This is a genomic window from uncultured Massilia sp. (assembly GCF_913773735.1).
In the GTDB taxonomy this organism is placed as follows: Bacteria; Pseudomonadota; Gammaproteobacteria; order Burkholderiales; family Burkholderiaceae_D; genus Telluria.
In genome coordinates, this window is the sequence record NZ_CAJYEB010000023.1 from 1 (window position 1) to 18,275 (window position 18,275).

The following is an 18,275-nucleotide window of genomic DNA, read 5'->3' on the forward strand; positions in this document are numbered from 1 at the left end:
TGAACGGCTGGCACAGTCGCTTCAAGACCTGGCTGCTGCGCTTTCGCGGCGTGGCCAGCCGCTACCTGATCGACTACTCGGGCTGGCAGCGGATACTGGACGACAAGCGGCTGACGACGCCGGCGCTGCTCTTGCGGGCAGCGGTCCAGTTCGGCAAGCGGCTGGACAGGAGACGCAATTAACGCGAACAGCGCCTTTTTCATGGAGGCGATCTACTTGCCGCCGGTGGCGTCGAGGAAGGTGCCGGTGACGAACGACGCCTCCGGACCCGCCAGCCACAGGATCGCCCTCGCCACTTCCTCCGGCTGGCCGCCACGGCCCATCGGGATGCTGTCCCGGATGCGGTCCACCCGCCCCGGCTCGCCGCCGCTGGCGTGCATGTCGGTATAGATGTGTCCCGGGCGCACGCCGTTGACCCGGATCCCTTCGCGCGCCACTTCCTTGGCGAAGCCGATCGTGAAGGTTTCGAGGGCGCCTTTCGACGCTGCATAGTCCACGTACTCGTTCGGACTGCCGAGCCGGGCCGCCACCGACGACACGTTGACGATGGCGCCGCCCCGTCCGCCGTGCCGCTGCGACATGCGCCTGGCCGCCTGCTGCGCGCACAGCATGGGACCGATCGCATTGACCGCGAAGATCCGCTGCATCCGCTCGACCCCCAGATCTTCCAGGCGCGATTGCGTCGCGATGATCGCGGCATTGTTGACCAGGACGTCGATGCGGCCGAATGCCCGGTCGATGTCGTCGAACAGCCTGGCGACCTGCGCGGCATCGGCGCTGTCGGCCCGGACGGCCAGGGCGCGGCCGCCGGCCGCTTCGACGTCGGCCGCCACGGCCTGCGCCGCGGCGTCGTTCGAGACGAAGCTGATGGCCACGTCATAGCCCTGGCGGGCCGCCAGCCGGGCGGTGGCGGCGCCGATGCCGCGGCCGCCGCCCGTGATCAATATCACGGGCCTGTCCAAACCTGTTTGCATCATGGATCCTCCTTGTCGTTTACATGGGGGCCGAGCGCGCGCACCAGCGGCAGGATGGCGGCCGCCGTCGCCGCCGTGGCCAGCAGCGCCACGGCCTGGCTGCTGCGGTCGGCGAGCGCGCCGTAGAGGATCGGGGCGACACCGCCGGCGCCGATGACGCTCGTGTAGAAGATGGCAAAGCTGCGGCCGGTATCTCCGCGGGACAGTTCCGGAACCGTACCGTACAGGATCGAAGAGGTACCGTTGAGAAACGTGCCCAGCAGCGGCAGCAGCAGCAGGGTCGCCGTCAGTGGCGTGAACAGCGTGGCGACGATCAGCAGGGCCGTGACGGCCTCGCTCAGCATCACGCAGCGTACCACACCCAGCCGTTCGCCGAGCCAGCCGAAGGTGAACTTGCCGAAGGCGCCGCCGAGGAACAGCAGGGCCAGCGCCAGCCCCACCGTCGGCGAGCCGCCGCCGCGGGCATGGACCAGGAAGGGCAGGAACAGCAGGTAGCCCATGCGTGTCGCGGTATCGAGCGCGCCGATCGTCGTCAGGATGCCGAAGCCGCCCCGGCCCCGGCCCGCGGGGCGCTGTCCTGGCGCGACGCGCGCGGCGGGCGCGCCGGGCGCCATCGTCGCCAGCACGGCCAGGACGGCGAGGCCGAGCAGGACCATCAGCCCCAGCACGGGGCGCCATGCGACCAGCGGCAGCAGCAGCGCGACCAGCGCCGGCAGCGCGGCTTTCCCGAGGTCGCCGGAAAAATTGTAGATGCCCAGCGGCCGGCGCGCCGCCGCGCCGTAGGTATCGGTGACCAGCATGGAGCCGCGCGGATGCTGGATGCTGGAACCGATGCCCGCGACGACGAGCCCGGCGCACAGGCCGGCGAAACCGAGCGGCAGCGCCATCAATAGCAGGCCCGCCGCCGCCAGCAGGGTGGACAGCATCAGCGCCGCGCGCGGCGACCAGTCGCGCAGCACGCGGTCGGCCGGGATCTGCAAGCCGCCCATCGTTCCATAGTAGAGGGCGCGCACCAGCGCCAGCCCCGCATACGACAGGCCAAACTGCGCCTGCCATACCGGCAGGAAGGCATACAGGCCATCCGTGTAGCCGTCATGGAGCGCATGGGCCAGGCATGCCGCCAGCAGGCTGCGCGCTGCCGGCGCCGGTGCCGGCGCCGGGGCAGGGGCAGGGGCGGGGGCGGACGCCGCCGCCGGCGACGCGTGGGGCGTGGTCGATGTTGTCATGCTCCCATCGTAGATAGGATAGAAAATTTATACAATCGAGAAATTCTTTCCCATATTGGATAGATTTTCTATGGAGATGCCATGCGCCGCCTTCCCCCGCTGAATGCCCTGCGGGCATTCGAAGCCGCCGTCCGCACCGGCAGCCATGCCGACGCCGCACTGCAGCTCGGCGTGACCCCGGGCGCCGTCGGCCAGCAGATCGCCACGCTCGAGCACTGGCTGGGCCACGCGCTGTTCACGAAAGAGGGGCGGCGCATGGTCGCCACGCCGATGGCGCGCGTGTTTGCCGCGGAAGTGGGCCTGTCCCTCGACCGGCTGGCGCTTGCCGCCGATGCCTACGGCCGGCCCGGCGTGCGCCGCATCCTGCGGGTGAGCGCGCCGACCACGCTGGCGATGCGCTGGCTGATTCCCCGGCTGCCCCGCTACCACGCCGCCCATCCGGACGTCGAGGTCGTCGTCACGACGGTGTCATCGCTGGTGGAAGACCTGCGCGGCGGCGTCGACGTGGCGATCCGGCGCGGCGTCGCGCGCCAGGATCTCTGGCCGCAGCACCACGTCGTGCCGCTGCTGGACGACGTCGACACCGTGATCATGAGTCCGGACCTGTTTTCCCGGCGGCCGATCCGCGTGCCGGCCGACGTCGACGGGCATGCCTGGCTCGCCAGCGAGACCCGGATCGGCGACTGGGACAACTGGCTGGCGGCGGCCGGACTGCAGCACCTCGCGGGCCGGCCGCGCCAGACCTTCGACCATTTCTTCGTGACCCGGCAGGCGGTGGCGGACGGGCTTGGCATCGGCATCGGTCCCTTGCCCTTGCTGGAGATCGACATCGCGCGCGGGAACCTGATGATGCCGCTGCCGGAGCTGCGCGTGCCCAGGACCGGCTATATCGCGCTCCACCCGCGCCAGGCCGATCCCGCGCGCCTGCTGTCGGGCTTCGTCGACTGGCTGGCCGGCGAGGCGTCGCGCGCCGGCGGCGCCGTGCCCGCCAGTGCGATGCAGCACAAGCCATAGCGGCCTGCTAGAATTGCGAGCTCGTACGGGAACGACTCTTTTTTACCGAGAAGGAATAGACATGATCAAAGTTGGCATCGTTGGCGGCACCGGTTACACGGGCGTGGAACTGCTGCGTTTGTTGGCCGCCCATCCGGAGACGGAGCTGACCGCCATTACGTCGCGCAAGGAAGACGGCCTGCCCGTCGCCGACATGTTCCCGTCGCTGCGCGGCCATGTCGACATCGCGTTCTCGAGCCCGGACAAGGCCGACCTGAAGCAGTGCGACGTGGTGTTCTTCGCCACCCCGCACGGCGTCGCGATGGCCCAGGCGCCCGAGCTGCTCGCCGCCGGCGTCAAGGTGATCGACCTGGCCGCCGACTTCCGCCTGAAGGACCAGGCCACGTTCGAGAAGTGGTACAAGATCCCGCATACCGCGCCGCAGCTGCTCGAAGAAGCCGTCTACGGCCTGCCCGAGCTGAACCGCGAGGAGATCAAGGCCGCGCGCCTGATCGCCAACCCGGGATGCTACCCGACCACGATGCAGCTGGGCTTCTACCCGCTGCTCAAGGCCGGCATCGTCGACGCGGGCAACCTGATCGCCGACAGCAAGTCGGGCGTCTCGGGCGCCGGCCGCAAGGCCGAGATCGGTACGCTGTTCTCGGAAGCCAGCGACAACTTCAAGGCCTACGGCGTGCACGGCCACCGCCACACCCCGGAAACGGCGGCCCAGCTGCAGCGTTTCACGCAAGACAAGGTCGGCCTGATCTTCACGCCGCACCTGGTGCCGATGATCCGCGGCATGCATTCGACGCTGTACGCGCGCCTGAACAAGGACATCGGCAACGAGGAACTGCAGCAACTGTTCGAAGACCAGTACCGCGATGCGGAATTCGTCGACGTGATGCCGTTCGCCTCGCATCCGGAAACCCGCTCGACGCGCGGCTCGAACATGCTGCGCATCGCGCTGCACCGCCCGGACAACGGCAATACCGTCGTGATCCTGGTCGTGCAGGACAACCTGGTCAAGGGCGCGTCGGGCCAGGCCGTGCAGTGCATGAACCTGATGTTCGGCTTGCCGGAAAGCACCGGCCTGAAGCAGATCGCCCTGCTGCCGTAACCCGTCCGCAACACTACCCGCGCGCGGCGGCCTTCCTCCCGGGAGGCCGCCGCGCGTGTTTTTTGGCAAGGTTTAACGACAAGATGCAGATCAAGGCCGTAAGTGTTGAGCAAGGTAAATTGACCGATGTCTAATTCTTGCCTGACCATTTTTCGTCCGGGAGCCTGCCATGTTCGGTCGTAACGCAAAAAGCGAAATCGATAGCCTGATCGGTATCTCGGCGCGCATCGAAGGAGACCTGGTATTTACCGGGGGCCTGCGCATCGATGGGGAGGTGCACGGCAACGTGCTGGCCGGGGATGCCGGCGACAGTGTGCTGATCGTATCGGAGCATGCGCGCATCGAGGGCGAGGTGCGCTGCGCCAACCTGGTGGTGAACGGGTCCATCGCCGGGACCGTGTATTGCACGGAACTGCTTGAATTGCAGCCGAAAGGCCGCATACATGGTGATGTCCATTACCGCCTGCTGGAAATGCACGGCGGCGCGCTGGTCACGGGCAAGCTGACCCACCAGCCCGACCTGGTGGCCGAGGGACCCGTTTTCCACCTCGGCGTGGCGCCCGCAGGGGCGCCAGCATGACTTGCGCCAACGGTCTATAATGGACGAAATCCGTAATTCAATCAGGAGTTTATCCATGAACGCAGTCGCCGACGCACAAGTTGCGCAAGACACCATCCCGACCCCGATCGTCTTCACCGACAGCGCCGCGCAGAAAGTCGCCCAGCTGATCGAGGAGGAGGGCAATCCCGACCTGAAACTGCGCGTCTTCGTGCAGGGCGGCGGCTGCTCGGGCTTCCAGTACGGCTTCACCTTCGACGAAATCGTGAACGACGACGACACCACGATGGAAAAAAACGGCGTCCAGCTGCTGATCGACTCGATGAGCTACCAGTACCTGGTCGGCGCCGAGATCGACTACAAGGACGACCTCGAAGGCGCCCAGTTCGTGATCAAGAACCCGAACGCCACCTCGACCTGCGGCTGCGGTTCCTCGTTCTCGGCGTAATACCGCGCCTGTCCGCGGCGCGCAACAAGACAAGGCCGCCACGACATCGTCGTGGCGGCCTTGTGTTTTGCGGCCCGTCACCTGGCGGCCGCCCGCGTGACGGGCGGCATGGCCGGATCAGTTCACTTCGGTGACGAACTGCTCGCGCGGGCGGCGCACCTTCGGCAGGTTCACCAGCCAGTCCTGGTCCGCCTTGCGGTAGCCCAGCGGCAGCATCACGACGCTGCGCAGGTGGCGCGCGCGCAGGCCCAGGATCGCGTCGACGGCGTCCGGGTCGAAGCCTTCCATCGGCGTGGCGTCCACTTCCTCGAACGCCGCCGCGATGACCGCCGCGCCGAAGCCGATGTAGGCCTGGCGCGCCGCATGCTCGAAATTGACCTGCGGATCGCGGCCCGGATACATGCCCAGCAGTTTCTGGCGGTACGCTTCCCAGCCTTCGTTGCGGAAGCCGCGCACGTCGTTGGTCAGGTCGAACATGTGGTTGATGCGCTCGGCCGTGTAGTCGTCCCACGCGGCGAACACCAGCAGGTGCGACGCGTCCGTCACCTGCGCCTGGTTCCAGGCGACTTCGCGGATCTGCGCGCGCAGCGCCGGATTGTTGACGACCAGGATTTCATACGGCTGCAGGCCGGACGAGGTCGGCGCCAGGCGGGCGGCTTCGATGATGCGGTCGATCTTGTCCTGCGCGACCTGTTGCGACGGGTCCATGGCTTTCGTCGCGTAGCGCCATTGCAGCTTGTTCAGTAATTCCATTGCGGTGTCCTCGGTGGGTAGAGGAGGACATTATATTTTTCTGGCGAGAATCCTGCTGGCGAGGGGCCGGAATCGCCGGCCCGGGGCGGTCGGCCTCAGGCCGGATACAGCGCCCCCAGCACGCGCAGCCCGGCCGCGCCCGTCACGGCGGGCAGGTTGCCCGGCTGGCGCCGCAGGAAGCGGTAGCCGAGCCAGGCGAACGCCAGCGCCTCGACGCGGTTCGGCGCCACGCCCAGCGCTTCCGTCGACGCCACCTTGACGCCCCCGAGCGCCTGCGCGATCGCGCGCAGCAGCACGCCGTTGTAGGCGCCGCCGCCGCACACGTAGACGGCATGCGGGGCCTGGCCGCCGGTCGCCTGGCGGATCGCATCGGCGATGGAGGTGGCCGTCAATTGCGTCAGCGTGGCCTGCACGTCGGCCGGGGCCAGGCCCGGATGGCGCGCCAGCTTGGCGTCGAGCCAGTGTGCGTGGAACAGGTCGCGCCCCGTGCTCTTGGGCGGCGGCTGGCGGAAGAAGGGTTCGTCGAGCAGGTCCGCCAGCAGGGCGGGAACGACGCGGCCGCTGCCCGCCCAGGCGCCGTCGGCATCGTAGGCCTTGCCCTGGTGGCGTCCGATCCACAGGTCCATCAAGACATTGCCCGGACCGGTATCGTAGCCGCCCACGCGGCCGTCGCCGTGCAGCACGCTGATGTTGCCGATGCCGCCGATGTTCACCACCACGCGCACCTGGCCGCGCTTGCCGAAGCGCGCCTCGTGGAAGGCCGGCACCAGCGGCGCGCCCTGGCCGCCGGCGGCGATGTCGCGGCTGCGGAAGTCGGCGATGACGTCCACGCCGGTCAATTCCGCCAGCAGGGCCGGGTTGTTGGTCTGGCGCGTGAAGCCGAGCTCGGGGCGGTGGCGGATCGTCTGGCCGTGCACCGCGACGGCGCGCACCGGGCCGGGTGCCTTGTCCAGCAGCTGGCGCACGCAGTCGGCATAGCAGCGCGCCAGCGCGTTGGCGGCCAGCGCTTCGCGCTCGAGTTCGTTATCGGTGGCGGCCTGCAGCGCCATCAGCTCGGCGCGCAGGTCGGCGGGGAAGGGCGTGAAGGCGGCGTCCAGCGTGCGCATGCCGCGGCCGGAAAAATCGGCCAGCACGCCGTCGACGCCGTCCAGGCTGGTGCCGGACATCAAGCCGATGTAGAGGGTGGAAGCGGCCATGGGGGAACTCGATCAGCGATAAGAAGCAAAAAGGGAGGGCGCAAAGCACGACGCCCCGCACGGCATGGCTGGCATGCGGTGCGGGGCGCCGTCGTACTGCTTGCGTTCGATCAGCGCGCGGCCATCGCGTTGCCGGCCGGGGTCAGCAGCGAGAAGCGGTGCGACATGTCGGCGGCGGCGGTGCGGAAGCGCGACAGTTCGCCGCTCGACAGCGGTTGCTGCACCAGGTTCTTCAGTTTCATCGGGTCGGTGGCCTGGCCGCCGATGCGGAATTCATAGTGCAGGTGCGGGCCGGTCGACCAGCCGGTGGTGCCGACGTAGCCGATCAGGTCGCCCTGGCTGACCTTCTGGCCGCGGCGCAGGCCGGACGCGAAGCGGCTCATGTGGCCGTAGGCGGTGCTGTAGTTCGACCAGTGCTTGAGGACGACCAGGTTGCCGTAGCCGTTCGAGGAGCCGGCGAAATCGACGGTGCCGTCGGCGGCGGCGCGGATCGGGGTGCCGGTCGGGGCGGCGAAGTCGACGCCCTTGTGCGCTTTCCAGACGCCCGAGATCGGGTGCACGCGCATCGAGAAGCCCGAGGAGATGCGGTTGAAGGCCACCGGCGACTTCAGGAACGCCTTCTTCAGCGCCTTGCCGTCCAGGCTGTAGTAGCCGCCCTGCTTGGTGATCGGATCCTCGTACCACACCGACTGGTAGGCCACGCCACGGTTGATGAATTCGCCTGCCAGGATGCGGCCGGTCTTGACCTGCTCGCCGTCGAGCCAGAAGGTTTCGTAGACGACGTTGAAACGGTCGCCGCGCTTCAGGTCGCCGCGGAAGTCGATATTGGTCGAGAACATCTCGACGATCTGGCCCACGATCGAATCCGGGATCTGGGCGCCGTCGGTATTGCTGTCGGTGGCGGCGTACAGCGAGGTGGAGATTTCGCGCGAACGCATCTCGACGCGGCGCTCCAGCTTGGCCGGGGCTTCGTCGGCGACGAATTTCTCGCCCTTGCGGCTGACGGTGATGGTCTTGAACTCGTCCGGCTTGACGGCGACGGTGGCGCGCAGCGTCAGCAGCAGGCCGTTCTCGTCGGTCTCGGCCTGCAGGCGCTTGCCGGTCTTGAGCGACAGGATGCTGCGGGCCAGCTTGTTCGAGCGGACGAAGGCCTGCGCCTGCTGGTCCTCGATGCCGAGGCGGTTGAACACGGAACCCAGGGAGTCGCCCGGGCGGATGCGTTCTTCGTGGATGAATTGCTGGTCGGCTTGCTGGAGGGCGGCGATCTGGTCGGCCAGGTTCGGCAGTTGCAGGTCCTGGGAGATCGACTTGACCGGGAGGTCGGAGGCGTCGGGTGCGATCGGGGCGACTGCGGTCGCGCCGAAAGCACACAGGGTCAGGGCCGCAGCGCCGCCGGCGATGATGCGGGTTTTGCGGCTCGTGTCAGCCAGGCCAAACCAGCGCTTGCCGGTGATTTTCTGTATAGGGTTCATGCAATCAGTTAAAATTTACCGCTTGAACAGCCTAGACCAACACCTCTTTATTATTATTTTGCTTCTTGTTGTCGGTAAAACTTTTCATGCAGCAAGATTGACGGGATCGCGAATTATATCCTAATACCGGGTCCTACAACCGTTTTAGTCCTTCTCCTACAAGATTTTTATGACTTCCGCAGACTCTTCTGGTAATGCACAAACGACAACTGTTACCGGGACGACCCTTCCGCTGAGCGACGCCGTCCAGGAAGCGCTCGCCATCACCAAGCGCGGCGTCGACGAGCTGCTCATCGAAGCCGAATTCGCCCAGAAACTGGCCCGTTCCGAACGGACCGGCACGCCGCTGCGCATCAAGCTGGGCCTGGACCCGACCGCGCCCGACCTGCACCTCGGCCACACCGTGGTGCTGAACAAGCTGCGCCAGTTGCAGGACCTGGGGCACCAGGTGATCTTCTTGATCGGCGACTTCACGTCGATGATCGGCGACCCGTCGGGCCGCAACGTCACCCGTCCGCCGCTGACCCGCGAGCAGATCGAGACGAATGCGATGACGTACTTCAAGCAGGCATCGCTGGTGCTGGACGCGCAGCGCACCGAGATCCGCTACAACTCGGAGTGGTGCGACCCGCTGGGCGCGCGCGGCATGATCCAGCTGGCGTCGCGCTACACCGTGGCGCGAATGATGGAACGCGACGATTTCACCAAGCGCTACAAGAGTGGGACGCCGATCTCGGTGCATGAGTTCCTTTATCCTTTGATGCAGGGCTACGATTCGGTGGCTTTGAAAGCCGATCTTGAGCTAGGTGGAACGGATCAAAAATTCAACCTGCTGGTGGGCCGCGAGTTGCAAAAAGACTACGGCCAGGAACCGCAGTGCATCCTGACCATGCCGCTGCTCGAGGGCCTGGACGGCGTCGAGAAGATGTCGAAGTCGAAGAACAACTACATCGGCATCACGGAGCCGGCCAACACCATGTTCGGCAAGCTGATGAGCATCTCCGACACGATGATGTGGAAGTACTACGACCTGCTGTCGTTCCGCTCGCTGCAGGAACTGGCGCAGCTCAGGGCCGAGGTCGAGGGCGGCCGCAACCCGCGCGACGCCAAGGTCGCGCTGGCCCAGGAGATCGTGGCGCGCTTCCACTCGCAGCAGGCGGCCGAGGATGCGCTGGCCGACTTCGTCAACCGCTCCAGGGGCGGCATCCCGGACGACGTGCCGGAAGTGGCGGTCGCCGGCGCCCCGCTGGGCCTGGCGCAGCTGCTGCGCCAGGCCGGCCTGTGCGCCTCCAGCTCGGAGGCCATGCGCATGGTCGACCAGGGCGGCGTGCGCATCGACGGCACGGTCGTGTCCGACAAGGCGCTGCAGGTCCAGGCCGGCACCTTCGTGCTGCAGGTCGGCAAGCGCAAGTTCGCGCGCGTGACGCTGACGGCATGATCGGCCTGCTGCAGCGCGCGGCGCAGGCCAGCGTCACCGTCGACGGCGAGGTCGTCGGCGCCATCGGGCGCGGCCTGATGGTGCTGGTGTGCGCCGAGAAGGGCGATACCGAACGCGAGGCCGAGGCGCTGGTGGCCCGGCTGCTCGGCTACCGCGTGTTCGCGGACGCGGCGGGCAAGATGAACCGCAGCGTGCGCGACGTCGAGGGCGGCCTGCTGCTGGTGCCGCAGTTCACGCTGGCGGCCGATACCCGGTCCGGCACGCGGCCGTCGTTCTCGCCGGCCGCCGCCCCGGAAGACGGGCGGCGCCTGTTCGACCACGCGGTGCGCCATGCGCGCGCGCTGCACGGCAGCGTCGCGACCGGCCGCTTCGGCGCCGACATGCAGGTGGCGCTGGTCAACGACGGTCCCGTGACGTTCTGGCTGCGGATTGATCCACCCAGGGTGTCGGGCTGAATCCATGAAACCGCGCAGGCCGGCGCGGGTCATACGGCTTGAACCCGGGATGGGGGAGGCACGATCATGAAAATCTGGAGCGATTCCTTTACCGAAGGCGGGATGATCCCGCCACGCTGCGCGCTGGCCGAGGCCGATCCCGCCGCGCACGTGCGGCTGGCCAGCAACCGCAGCCCGCACATCGCCTGGGACGACGTGCCGGCCGGCACCCAGTCGCTGGCCTTGCTGGTGCACGACCTCGACGCGCCCACCGACGGCAGCGACGTCAACCGCGCCGGCCGCACCGTGCCGGACGCCTTGCCGCGCACCGACTTCTACCACTGGTCGCTGGTGGACATCCCGGTCTGCCTGAAATCCTTCGCCGAAGGCCTGTTCTCGGACATGGTCACGCCCGGCGGCAAGAGCGGGCCGCTGGTGCCGTTCACCATCCGCAATGGCACCGAGCACCAGCTGCGCCACGGCATCAACGACTACACGGGCTGGTTCGCGGGCGACCCCGACATGGTGGGGGAGTACTACGGCTACGACGGCCCCTGTCCGCCATGGAACGACGAGCGCGTGCACACCTACGTCTTCACGCTGTACGCCCTCGACATCCCGCGCCTGCCGCTGGACGGCCGCTTCACCGGCAGGGAGGTGCGCCTGGCCATCACCGGCCACATCCTGGACGAAGCCAGCATCTACGGCGTGTATTCGCTCAATCCCGGCGCCACGCCCGACCTGGTCGGCCAGCCATCCTGAACCCCACTCCAACGGGCGCCCGGCCCAGCAGGGCGCCGATACGCATGACGACACCGAACCCGAACGCAGTCCCGGCCGACCCGGCCGCCGCCACCGACCTCCTCCTGATCCGCCACGGCGAAACGGCCTGGAACGCCGAACGCCGGCTGCAGGGCCACCTCGACATCCCCCTCAATCCCGAAGGCGAACGCCAGGCCGCGCTGCTGGCGGGGGCGCTCGCGGCGCAAACCGTCGACGCGGTCGTGTCCAGCGACCTGATGCGCGCGCGCCAGACCGCGCAGGCGCTGGCCGCCGCCAGGGGCCTGGTCGTGCAGCAGGACGAGGCGCTGCGCGAGCGCGGCTACGGCGGCTTCGAGGGCCTGCTGTACAGCGAGATCGAGCAGCGCTTCCCGGCCGAATTCGCGGCCTGGCAGGCGCGCGACGTCGACGCCCGCCTGTCCGAGGGCCGCAACCGCGCCGAAACCTTCCGCGCCTTCTTCGCGCGCGCCACCGGCGCCATCCTGCGGCTGGCCGCGGCGCATCCGGGCCGGACGCTGGCCCTGGTCGCCCACGGCGGCGTGCTCGAGTGCGCCTACCGGCTGGCGCGCGGCCTGCCGCTGGAAACGCCGCGCGACTTCAAGGTCTATAACGCCAGCATCAACCGCTTCCGTTATCACCCCTCAAGCGGACTGCTCGAACTGTGCAGCTGGGGCGAGGTCGAACACTTGCGTCCGGTGGTGCTGGACGAACTGCCCTGAGCGGCCTGGATTGTCCGTCACTGCCCTGAACCCGCAGGCTTGGCAAGCCGTTTATGTCACGTGCGCAACAGCATGTAAAAAATTCTGCTGATAAATTAAGCAGCAAATCGGGTAAAATAGCGAGTTCCCGATCTTTCCGAGTGATTTTCCGCCGTGCAAATTGGTCCCTATACGCTGCGCAATAATGTCTTCGTCGCCCCGATGGCCGGCGTGACCGACCGCCCGTTCCGCCAGCTCTGCAAGCGGCTCGGCGCCGGCTATGCCGTGTCCGAGATGGCGGCGTCGAACCCGCGCCTGTGGGCCAGCGAAAAGACGGCGCGCCGTACCGACCATGCCGGCGAAATGGAGCCGAAGGCCGTGCAGATCGCCGGCGCCGACCCGCACGACCTGGCCGAGTGCGCCAGGTTCAACGTCGAGCGCGGCGCCCAGATCATCGACATCAATATGGGGTGCCCGGTCAAGAAGGTGTGCAACAACTGGTGCGGTTCGGCCCTGCTGCAGCACGAAGACCTGGTGCAGCGCATCCTCGAGGCCGTGGTCAAGGCCGTCGACGTGCCGGTCACGCTGAAGTTCCGCACCGGCTGGGATCGCGACAATAAAAACGCGCTCGTCATCGCGCGCATGGCCGAGCAGGCCGGCATCGCCATGCTCACGCTGCACGGCCGCACCCGGGCCGATGGCTACAAGGGTCACGCCGAGTACGACACCATCGCCGCGGTCAAGAAGGCCGTCGCGATCCCCGTCGTGGCCAACGGCGACATCACCTCGCCCGAAAAGGCGAAGTTCGTGCTCGACTACACCGGCGCGGACGCCGTCATGATCGGCCGCGCGGCCCAGGGTCGTCCCTGGATCTGCCGCGAGGTCGACCATTACCTGCGCACCGGCGAACTGCTGCCGCCGCCGCTGGTGGAAGAGGTGCGCGGGCTCATGAACGAGCACCTGCCGTCGCACTACGCGTTCTATGGCGACTACCTCGGCGTGCGCACGGCGCGCAAGCACATCGGCTGGTATGTCGAGGACCTGCCCGGCGGCGAGGAATTCCGCCAGCGCATGAACCGGCTGGAGTCGACGACCGAGCAACTGGCGGCGGTCGACGAATTTTTCAAATCGCAACACCAGTTCGGCGAACGGTTACAATACCGGCCCGCGCATTCGGCCGATACCGCGATCGCCGCGTAATGTCATAGAAAAACAAGAAAAGTCGGAGACGAGTGCCGCCACGAGCGGCTGTTAACCAGGACAAGCAGCAGATATGAGCAAAGAAAGTATCCAGGAAGTCGTTCAGAAAAGCCTCGAAGACTATTTCAACGACCTGGGCGAGCAGAAACCGTCGAACATCTACGACATGATGCTCCTGACCGTCGAAAAACCGATCCTGCAAGTGGTGATGACGCGCGCGGAGGGCAACCAGTCCCATGCCGCGCAAATGCTGGGCATCAACCGCAACACCTTGCGCAAGAAACTGCAGGAGCACGGGCTGCTCTAGGTCGACGGCCGGGAGGGGCCGCGGCGTGCTGGCTGGCGTCGGACGGGTCCCGCTTCCGCTTGCAGACGCGTCGCACGAATTTTCATCAACAGGCCACTCCCATGATCAAACAAGCTCTCCTTTCCGTTTCCGACAAGACCGGCGTCCTCGACTTCGCGCGTTCGCTGTCGGCGCTCGGCGTGAACATCCTGTCCACCGGCGGCACCGCCAAGCTGCTGCAGGACAACGGCGTGCCGGTGACCGAGGTCGCCGACTACACTGGCTTCCCGGAAATGCTGGACGGCCGCGTCAAGACGCTGCACCCGAAGGTGCACGGCGGCATCCTGGCGCGCCGCGACTTCCCCGAGCACGTCGCCAAGCTCGAGGAACACGGCATCCCGCAGATCGACATGGTGGTGGTCAACCTGTACCCGTTCCAGCAGACCGTGGCCAAGGACCAGTGCTCGCTGGAAGATGCGATCGAAAACATCGACATCGGCGGCCCGACCATGCTGCGCTCGGCGGCCAAGAATCACCGCGACGTCGTCGTCATCGTCGACCCGGCCGACTACGGTCCGGTGCTGGCGGAAATGAAGGGCACGGGCGAGGCCGCGGGCAATGTTGGCTACGAAACCAAGTTCCGCCTGGCCAAGAAAGTGTTCGCCCACACCGCGCAGTACGACAGCGCGATCACCAACTACCTCACCAGCCTGGGCGAGGACCGTGAGCACACCACCCGCGCGGCCTACCCGCAGACGCTGAACCTGCACTTCGAGAAGGTCCAGGACATGCGCTACGGCGAGAATCCGCACCAGAGCGCCGCGTTCTACCGCGACCTGGTCCCGGCCGCCGGCAGCCTGGCCAACTACCGCCAGCTGCAGGGCAAGGAACTGTCGTACAACAACATCGCCGACGCCGATGCGGCCTGGGAATGCGTCAAGTCGCTGGGCGGCTTCGACCAGCCGGCCGGCTGCGTGATCATCAAGCACGCCAACCCGTGCGGCGTGGCGATCGGCCTGGACGCGCTGGACGCCTACCAGCGCGCGCTGAAGACCGACCCGACCTCGGCGTTCGGCGGCATCATCGCCTTCAACGCGCCGGTCGACGGCCGCGCCGCCGAGGCGATCGCCAAGCTGTTCGTCGAAGTCGTGATCGCCCCGGCGTTCACGGCCGAAGCGCTGGCCATCATGGCGGCCAAGCAGAACGTGCGGTTGCTGGAAATCGCCTTGGGCGAGGGCCAGAACCCGTTCGACGTCAAGCGCGTCGGCGGCGGCCTGCTGGTGCAGTCGCCGGACGCCAAGGACGTCGCGCTGGCCGACCTGCGCGTGGTCAGCAAGAAGCAGCCGACCCCGCAGCAACTGCAGGACCTGATGTTCGCCTGGCGCGTGGCCAAGTACGTCAAGTCGAACGCCATCGTGTTCTGCGGTGGCGGCATGACGCTGGGCGTCGGCGCCGGCCAGATGAGCCGCATCGACTCGGCGCGCATCGCCTCGATCAAGGCGCAGAACGCCGGCCTGTCGCTGGTCGGCTCGGCCGTGGCGTCGGACGCGTTCTTCCCGTTCCGCGACGGCCTCGACGTGGTGGTCGATGCGGGCGCGACCTGCGTGATCCATCCGGGCGGCTCGATGCGCGACCAGGAAGTGATCGATGCGGCGGATGAACGTGGCGTCGTGATGCTCTATACTGGGACGCGGCACTTCCGTCATTGATGCGGCGCGCGGCGTGTTGCCGCGCATGTCTTCAACACCGGCGTCGTGTTCGTGAACGATGGATTGGACGGCGCGTATCACCGCGTGGGCGGCGCAGCCGCCCACCCTACGGCCGTGGCGACTTTGTCGCCACGGCCTGTGTTTTTAGACAGTATTTTCCCCACGAAACGCCCACGCCGGTATAACATTCGATAATGATTATTCTCGGCATCGACCCGGGCCTGCGCACGACGGGCTTCGGCGTCATCGAAAAACAGGGCAACCGCCTGCGCTACATCGCGTCCGGCACCATCAAGACCGGCACCGAAGGCGCATTGCCGCCGCGCCTGAAGGTGATCCTGGCGGGCGTCAGCGAAATCGTCGCGACCTACCAGCCCGCCTGCGCGGCCATCGAAAAAGTCTTCGTCAACGTCAACCCGCAGTCGACGCTGCTGCTGGGGCAGGCGCGCGGCGCCGCCATCACGGCCCTCGTCGGCGCCGACCTCGACGTGGCCGAGTACACGCCGACCCAGGTCAAGCAGGCCGTCGTCGGCACCGGCAAGGCCGTCAAGGCCCAGGTGCAGGACATGGTCGCGCGCCTGCTCAAGCTGCCGGGCCTGCCGGGCAGCGACGCCGCCGACGCGCTCGGCATCGCGATCTGCCACGCCAATACCCACGACACGCTGGCCCTGGTGGGCGCACTGGCGCCGGCCAATCCCAAGAAGCCGACGCTGCACATGAAGCGCAGCCGCCTGGTTTAAGCGGATTTAGCCAATTCGAAAACAGATTAGCCAGCCTTATTATTGAAAGGTCACCGATGATCGGTCGTCTCTCCGGAATCCTGCTGGAAAAGAATCCGCCGCAAGTCCTCGTCGATTGCAACGGCGTCGGCTATGAAGTCGACGTGCCGATGAGTACGTTCTACAACCTGCCGCACACGGGCGAGAAGGTGACGCTGTTCATCCACTACGTCGTGCGCGAGGATGCGCACCTGCTGTTCGGCTTCGGCACGCACAACGACCGCGCCGTGTTCCGCCAGCTGATCAAGATCACCGGCATCGGCGCGCGCATGGCGCTGTCGATCCTGTCCGGCATGACGGTGGCGGAACTGGCGCAGGCCGTGACGCTGCAGGAAGCGGGCCGGCTGGTCAAGGTGCCGGGCATCGGCAAGAAGACGGCCGAGCGCCTGCTGCTGGAACTGAAGGGCAAGCTGGGCGCCGACATCGGCGTCGTCGGCGCCGTTGCCAGGGACGACGCCCAGGCCGACGTGCTCAATGCGCTGCTGGCTTTGGGGTATTCTGACAAGGAGGCGCTGGTCGCCATCAAGAACATGCCGGCGGGAACCAGCGTGTCGGACGGCATCAAGCTGGCGCTGAAGGCATTGTCCAAGGCGTGAGCCGCGTGCGTGTCCGGTGCGCACGGGGTGCGTACCCTGCTGCGCGCCGACAATGCCCACTCCGCGCAGCCGCACATTTGAAGATGAAACAATGAGCATCCAGACCGACAATTTCACCGAACAGCGGATCATCGACGCCGCTCCCGCTTCGCCGAACGAGGAGGCGATCGAACGCGCGCTGCGGCCCAAGCACCTGGACGAATACGTCGGCCAGGAAAAGATCCGCGACCAGCTCGAAATCTTCATCCACGCCGCGCGCAAGCGCCAGGAAGCGCTCGACCACACGCTGCTGTTCGGTCCGCCGGGCCTGGGCAAGACCACGCTCGCCCACATCATCGCGCGCGAGATGGGCGTCAACCTGCGCCAGACCTCGGGCCCGGTGCTCGAGCGCCCGGGCGACCTGGCCGCGCTGCTGACGAACCTGGAAGCCAACGACGTCCTGTTCATCGACGAGATCCACCGCCTGTCGCCCGTGGTCGAGGAAATCCTGTACCCGGCGCTGGAGGACTACCAGATCGACATCATGATCGGCGAGGGTCCGGCCGCCCGCTCCGTCAAGCTCGACCTGCAGCCCTTCACGCTGGTCGGCGCCACCACGCGCGCCGGAATGCTGACGAATCCGCTGCGCGACCGCTTCGGCATCGTCGCGCGCCTGGAGTTCTACAACGTCGAGGAGCTGACCAAGATCGTCGCGCGCAGCGCCGCGCTCCTGGCTGCGCCGATCGACGAGGACGGCGCGCGCGAAGTCGCCCGCCGCGCGCGCGGCACGCCGCGCATCGCCAACCGCCTGCTGCGCCGTGTGCGCGACTATGCGGAAGTGAAGGGCAATGGCGAGATCACCCGGGACATGGCCGACCGCGCGCTGCGCATGCTCGACGTCGACACCGTCGGCTTCGACGTGATGGACCGCAAGTTGCTGGAAGCCGTGCTGTTCAAGTTCGCCGGCGGCCCGGTCGGCATCGGCAACCTGGCGGCGGCCATCGGCGAGGCGGCCGACACCATCGAGGACGTGCTCGAACCCTTCCTGATCCAGCAGGGCTACCTGCAGCGCACCCCGCGCGGGCGCATCGCCACGCCGCTGGCCTACCGCCACTTCGGCGTCGCCGCGCCGCGCATCAGCCCCACCGGCGACCTGTGGGACAACCTCCCGCCAGGCTGACCATGCAGATCTGGGTCGATGCCGACGCCTGTCCCGGCGCCATCAAGGAGATCTTGTTCCGCGTGGCCGAGCGGCTGCAGTTGCAGGTCACGCTCGTGGCGAACCAGCTGATCCGCGTGCCGGGTTCGCGCTTCGTCCGCGCGCTGCAGGTGCCCAGCGGGCCGGACGTGGCCGATGCCGAGATCGTCGAACGCCTGGCGCCGGGCGACCTGGTCGTCACCGGCGACATCCCGCTGGCGGCGCGCGTGCTGGAAAAGGGCGGCGACGCCCTGCATCCCCGCGGCGAGTTCTATACGAAGGACAACATCGCCCAGCAATTGACGATGCGCGCCTTCATGGAGGAATTACGCAGCGGCGGCGTCGATACCGGCGGTCCGCCTCCCTTCGGCCAGGCCGACCGCCAGCGCTTCGGCAACGCCCTCGACCGCCACCTGGCGCGCCGCCGCGCCTGAACC

The 18,275-nt window shown here is 67.3% G+C and carries 20 protein-coding genes and 1 pseudogene; 16 read left to right on the plus strand and 5 right to left on the minus strand.

The window, feature by feature from the left end; translation table 11 throughout:
- Positions 1–182, plus strand: a pseudogene (locus QZ749_RS25605) (hypothetical protein); the annotation flags it as partial.
- A gap of 30 nt (positions 183–212) precedes the next feature.
- On the opposite strand, the gene QZ749_RS09695 reads toward QZ749_RS25605, so the two are convergent.
- Together QZ749_RS09695 and QZ749_RS09700 are read right to left on the minus strand one after the other, a co-directional pair.
- Positions 213–974, minus strand: a complete 762-nt coding sequence (locus QZ749_RS09695; RefSeq protein WP_296947134.1) for an SDR family oxidoreductase — start codon at positions 972–974, stop codon at positions 213–215.
- Positions 974–2,200: an MFS transporter gene (locus tag QZ749_RS09700; RefSeq protein WP_296945930.1), complete on the minus strand. Its 1,227-nt coding sequence runs from the start codon at positions 2,198–2,200 to the stop codon at positions 974–976. Before QZ749_RS09700 ends, QZ749_RS09695 begins: the two co-directional genes overlap by 1 nt.
- Positions 2,201–2,281: 81 nt before the next feature.
- Here QZ749_RS09700 and QZ749_RS09705 point away from each other — a divergent pair, with 81 nt between their 5' ends.
- The 4 genes from QZ749_RS09705 (at position 2,282) to erpA (ending at position 5,320) form a co-directional block, all read left to right on the plus strand.
- Entirely contained in the window at positions 2,282–3,214 is a 933-nt protein-coding gene (locus QZ749_RS09705; RefSeq protein ID WP_296945933.1) for a LysR substrate-binding domain-containing protein, read from the plus strand.
- A 61-nt stretch (positions 3,215–3,275) separates the two neighbouring features.
- Entirely contained in the window at positions 3,276–4,313 is a 1,038-nt protein-coding gene (argC, locus tag QZ749_RS09710; RefSeq protein WP_296945935.1) for an N-acetyl-gamma-glutamyl-phosphate reductase, read from the plus strand.
- Between the two features lie 169 nt (positions 4,314–4,482).
- Positions 4,483–4,893: a polymer-forming cytoskeletal protein gene (locus QZ749_RS09715; RefSeq protein WP_296945937.1), complete on the plus strand. Its 411-nt coding sequence runs from the start codon at positions 4,483–4,485 to the stop codon at positions 4,891–4,893.
- A 55-nt stretch (positions 4,894–4,948) separates the two neighbouring features.
- Positions 4,949–5,320 carry an iron-sulfur cluster insertion protein ErpA gene (gene erpA, locus QZ749_RS09720; RefSeq protein WP_296945940.1) on the plus strand — a complete coding sequence of 124 codons (372 nt, stop codon included), beginning with the start codon at positions 4,949–4,951 and terminating at the stop codon, positions 5,318–5,320.
- Between the two features lie 117 nt (positions 5,321–5,437).
- Here the strand turns inward: erpA and QZ749_RS09725 are convergent, their stop codons facing one another.
- The 3 genes from QZ749_RS09725 to QZ749_RS09735 all read right to left on the minus strand — a co-directional run bounded on the left by QZ749_RS09725 (position 5,438) and on the right by QZ749_RS09735 (position 8,741).
- Positions 5,438–6,073, minus strand: coding sequence for an NAD(P)H-dependent oxidoreductase (locus QZ749_RS09725; RefSeq protein ID WP_296945943.1), 636 nt, complete (start codon positions 6,071–6,073; stop codon positions 5,438–5,440).
- Positions 6,074–6,168: 95 nt separating this feature from the next.
- Positions 6,169–7,269, minus strand: a complete 1,101-nt coding sequence (locus QZ749_RS09730; protein ID WP_296945946.1) for an anhydro-N-acetylmuramic acid kinase — start codon at positions 7,267–7,269, stop codon at positions 6,169–6,171.
- 110 nt (positions 7,270–7,379) lie between these two features.
- Positions 7,380–8,741: a peptidoglycan DD-metalloendopeptidase family protein gene (locus QZ749_RS09735; protein ID WP_296945948.1), complete on the minus strand. Its 1,362-nt coding sequence runs from the start codon at positions 8,739–8,741 to the stop codon at positions 7,380–7,382.
- 169 nt (positions 8,742–8,910) lie between these two features.
- On the opposite strand from QZ749_RS09735, the gene tyrS reads away from it, so the two are divergent.
- The 11 genes from tyrS to QZ749_RS09790 all read left to right on the plus strand — a co-directional run bounded on the left by tyrS (position 8,911) and on the right by QZ749_RS09790 (position 18,272).
- Positions 8,911–10,179 (plus strand): tyrosine--tRNA ligase, encoded by a 1,269-nt coding sequence (tyrS, locus tag QZ749_RS09740; RefSeq protein WP_296945951.1) that lies wholly within the window; start codon positions 8,911–8,913, stop codon positions 10,177–10,179.
- Positions 10,176–10,634, plus strand: a complete 459-nt coding sequence (gene dtd / locus QZ749_RS09745; protein WP_296945953.1) for a D-aminoacyl-tRNA deacylase — start codon at positions 10,176–10,178, stop codon at positions 10,632–10,634. The genes tyrS and dtd overlap by 4 nt, the downstream gene beginning before the upstream one ends.
- A 66-nt stretch (positions 10,635–10,700) precedes the next feature.
- On the plus strand, positions 10,701–11,375 hold the full coding sequence (locus QZ749_RS09750) for a YbhB/YbcL family Raf kinase inhibitor-like protein (RefSeq protein ID WP_296945955.1): 675 nt from the start codon (positions 10,701–10,703) through the stop codon (positions 11,373–11,375).
- A gap of 44 nt (positions 11,376–11,419) precedes the next feature.
- A complete protein-coding gene (locus tag QZ749_RS09755) occupies positions 11,420–12,112 on the plus strand; it encodes a histidine phosphatase family protein (RefSeq protein WP_296945957.1) in 693 nt (230 codons plus the stop codon).
- A gap of 153 nt (positions 12,113–12,265) precedes the next feature.
- Entirely contained in the window at positions 12,266–13,291 is a 1,026-nt protein-coding gene (gene dusB / locus QZ749_RS09760) for a tRNA dihydrouridine synthase DusB (RefSeq protein WP_296945958.1), read from the plus strand.
- A gap of 73 nt (positions 13,292–13,364) precedes the next feature.
- Positions 13,365–13,598 (plus strand): helix-turn-helix domain-containing protein, encoded by a 234-nt coding sequence (locus tag QZ749_RS09765; protein WP_056447956.1) that lies wholly within the window; start codon positions 13,365–13,367, stop codon positions 13,596–13,598.
- A gap of 101 nt (positions 13,599–13,699) precedes the next feature.
- Positions 13,700–15,286: a bifunctional phosphoribosylaminoimidazolecarboxamide formyltransferase/IMP cyclohydrolase gene (gene purH / locus QZ749_RS09770; RefSeq protein ID WP_296945964.1), complete on the plus strand. Its 1,587-nt coding sequence runs from the start codon at positions 13,700–13,702 to the stop codon at positions 15,284–15,286.
- Positions 15,287–15,480: 194 nt separating this feature from the next.
- Positions 15,481–16,026 (plus strand): crossover junction endodeoxyribonuclease RuvC, encoded by a 546-nt coding sequence (gene ruvC, locus QZ749_RS09775; protein ID WP_296945967.1) that lies wholly within the window; start codon positions 15,481–15,483, stop codon positions 16,024–16,026.
- Positions 16,027–16,082: 56 nt separating this feature from the next.
- Entirely contained in the window at positions 16,083–16,661 is a 579-nt protein-coding gene (ruvA, locus tag QZ749_RS09780; RefSeq protein ID WP_296945969.1) for a Holliday junction branch migration protein RuvA, read from the plus strand.
- A 91-nt stretch (positions 16,662–16,752) separates the two neighbouring features.
- Positions 16,753–17,820 (plus strand): Holliday junction branch migration DNA helicase RuvB, encoded by a 1,068-nt coding sequence (gene ruvB / locus QZ749_RS09785; protein ID WP_296945971.1) that lies wholly within the window; start codon positions 16,753–16,755, stop codon positions 17,818–17,820.
- A gap of 2 nt (positions 17,821–17,822) precedes the next feature.
- The gene (locus tag QZ749_RS09790; RefSeq protein WP_296945973.1) at positions 17,823–18,272 is read left to right on the plus strand and encodes a YaiI/YqxD family protein; all 450 of its coding nucleotides are present in this window, start codon (positions 17,823–17,825) and stop codon (positions 18,270–18,272) included.
- Positions 18,273–18,275: the final 3 nt, after the last annotated feature.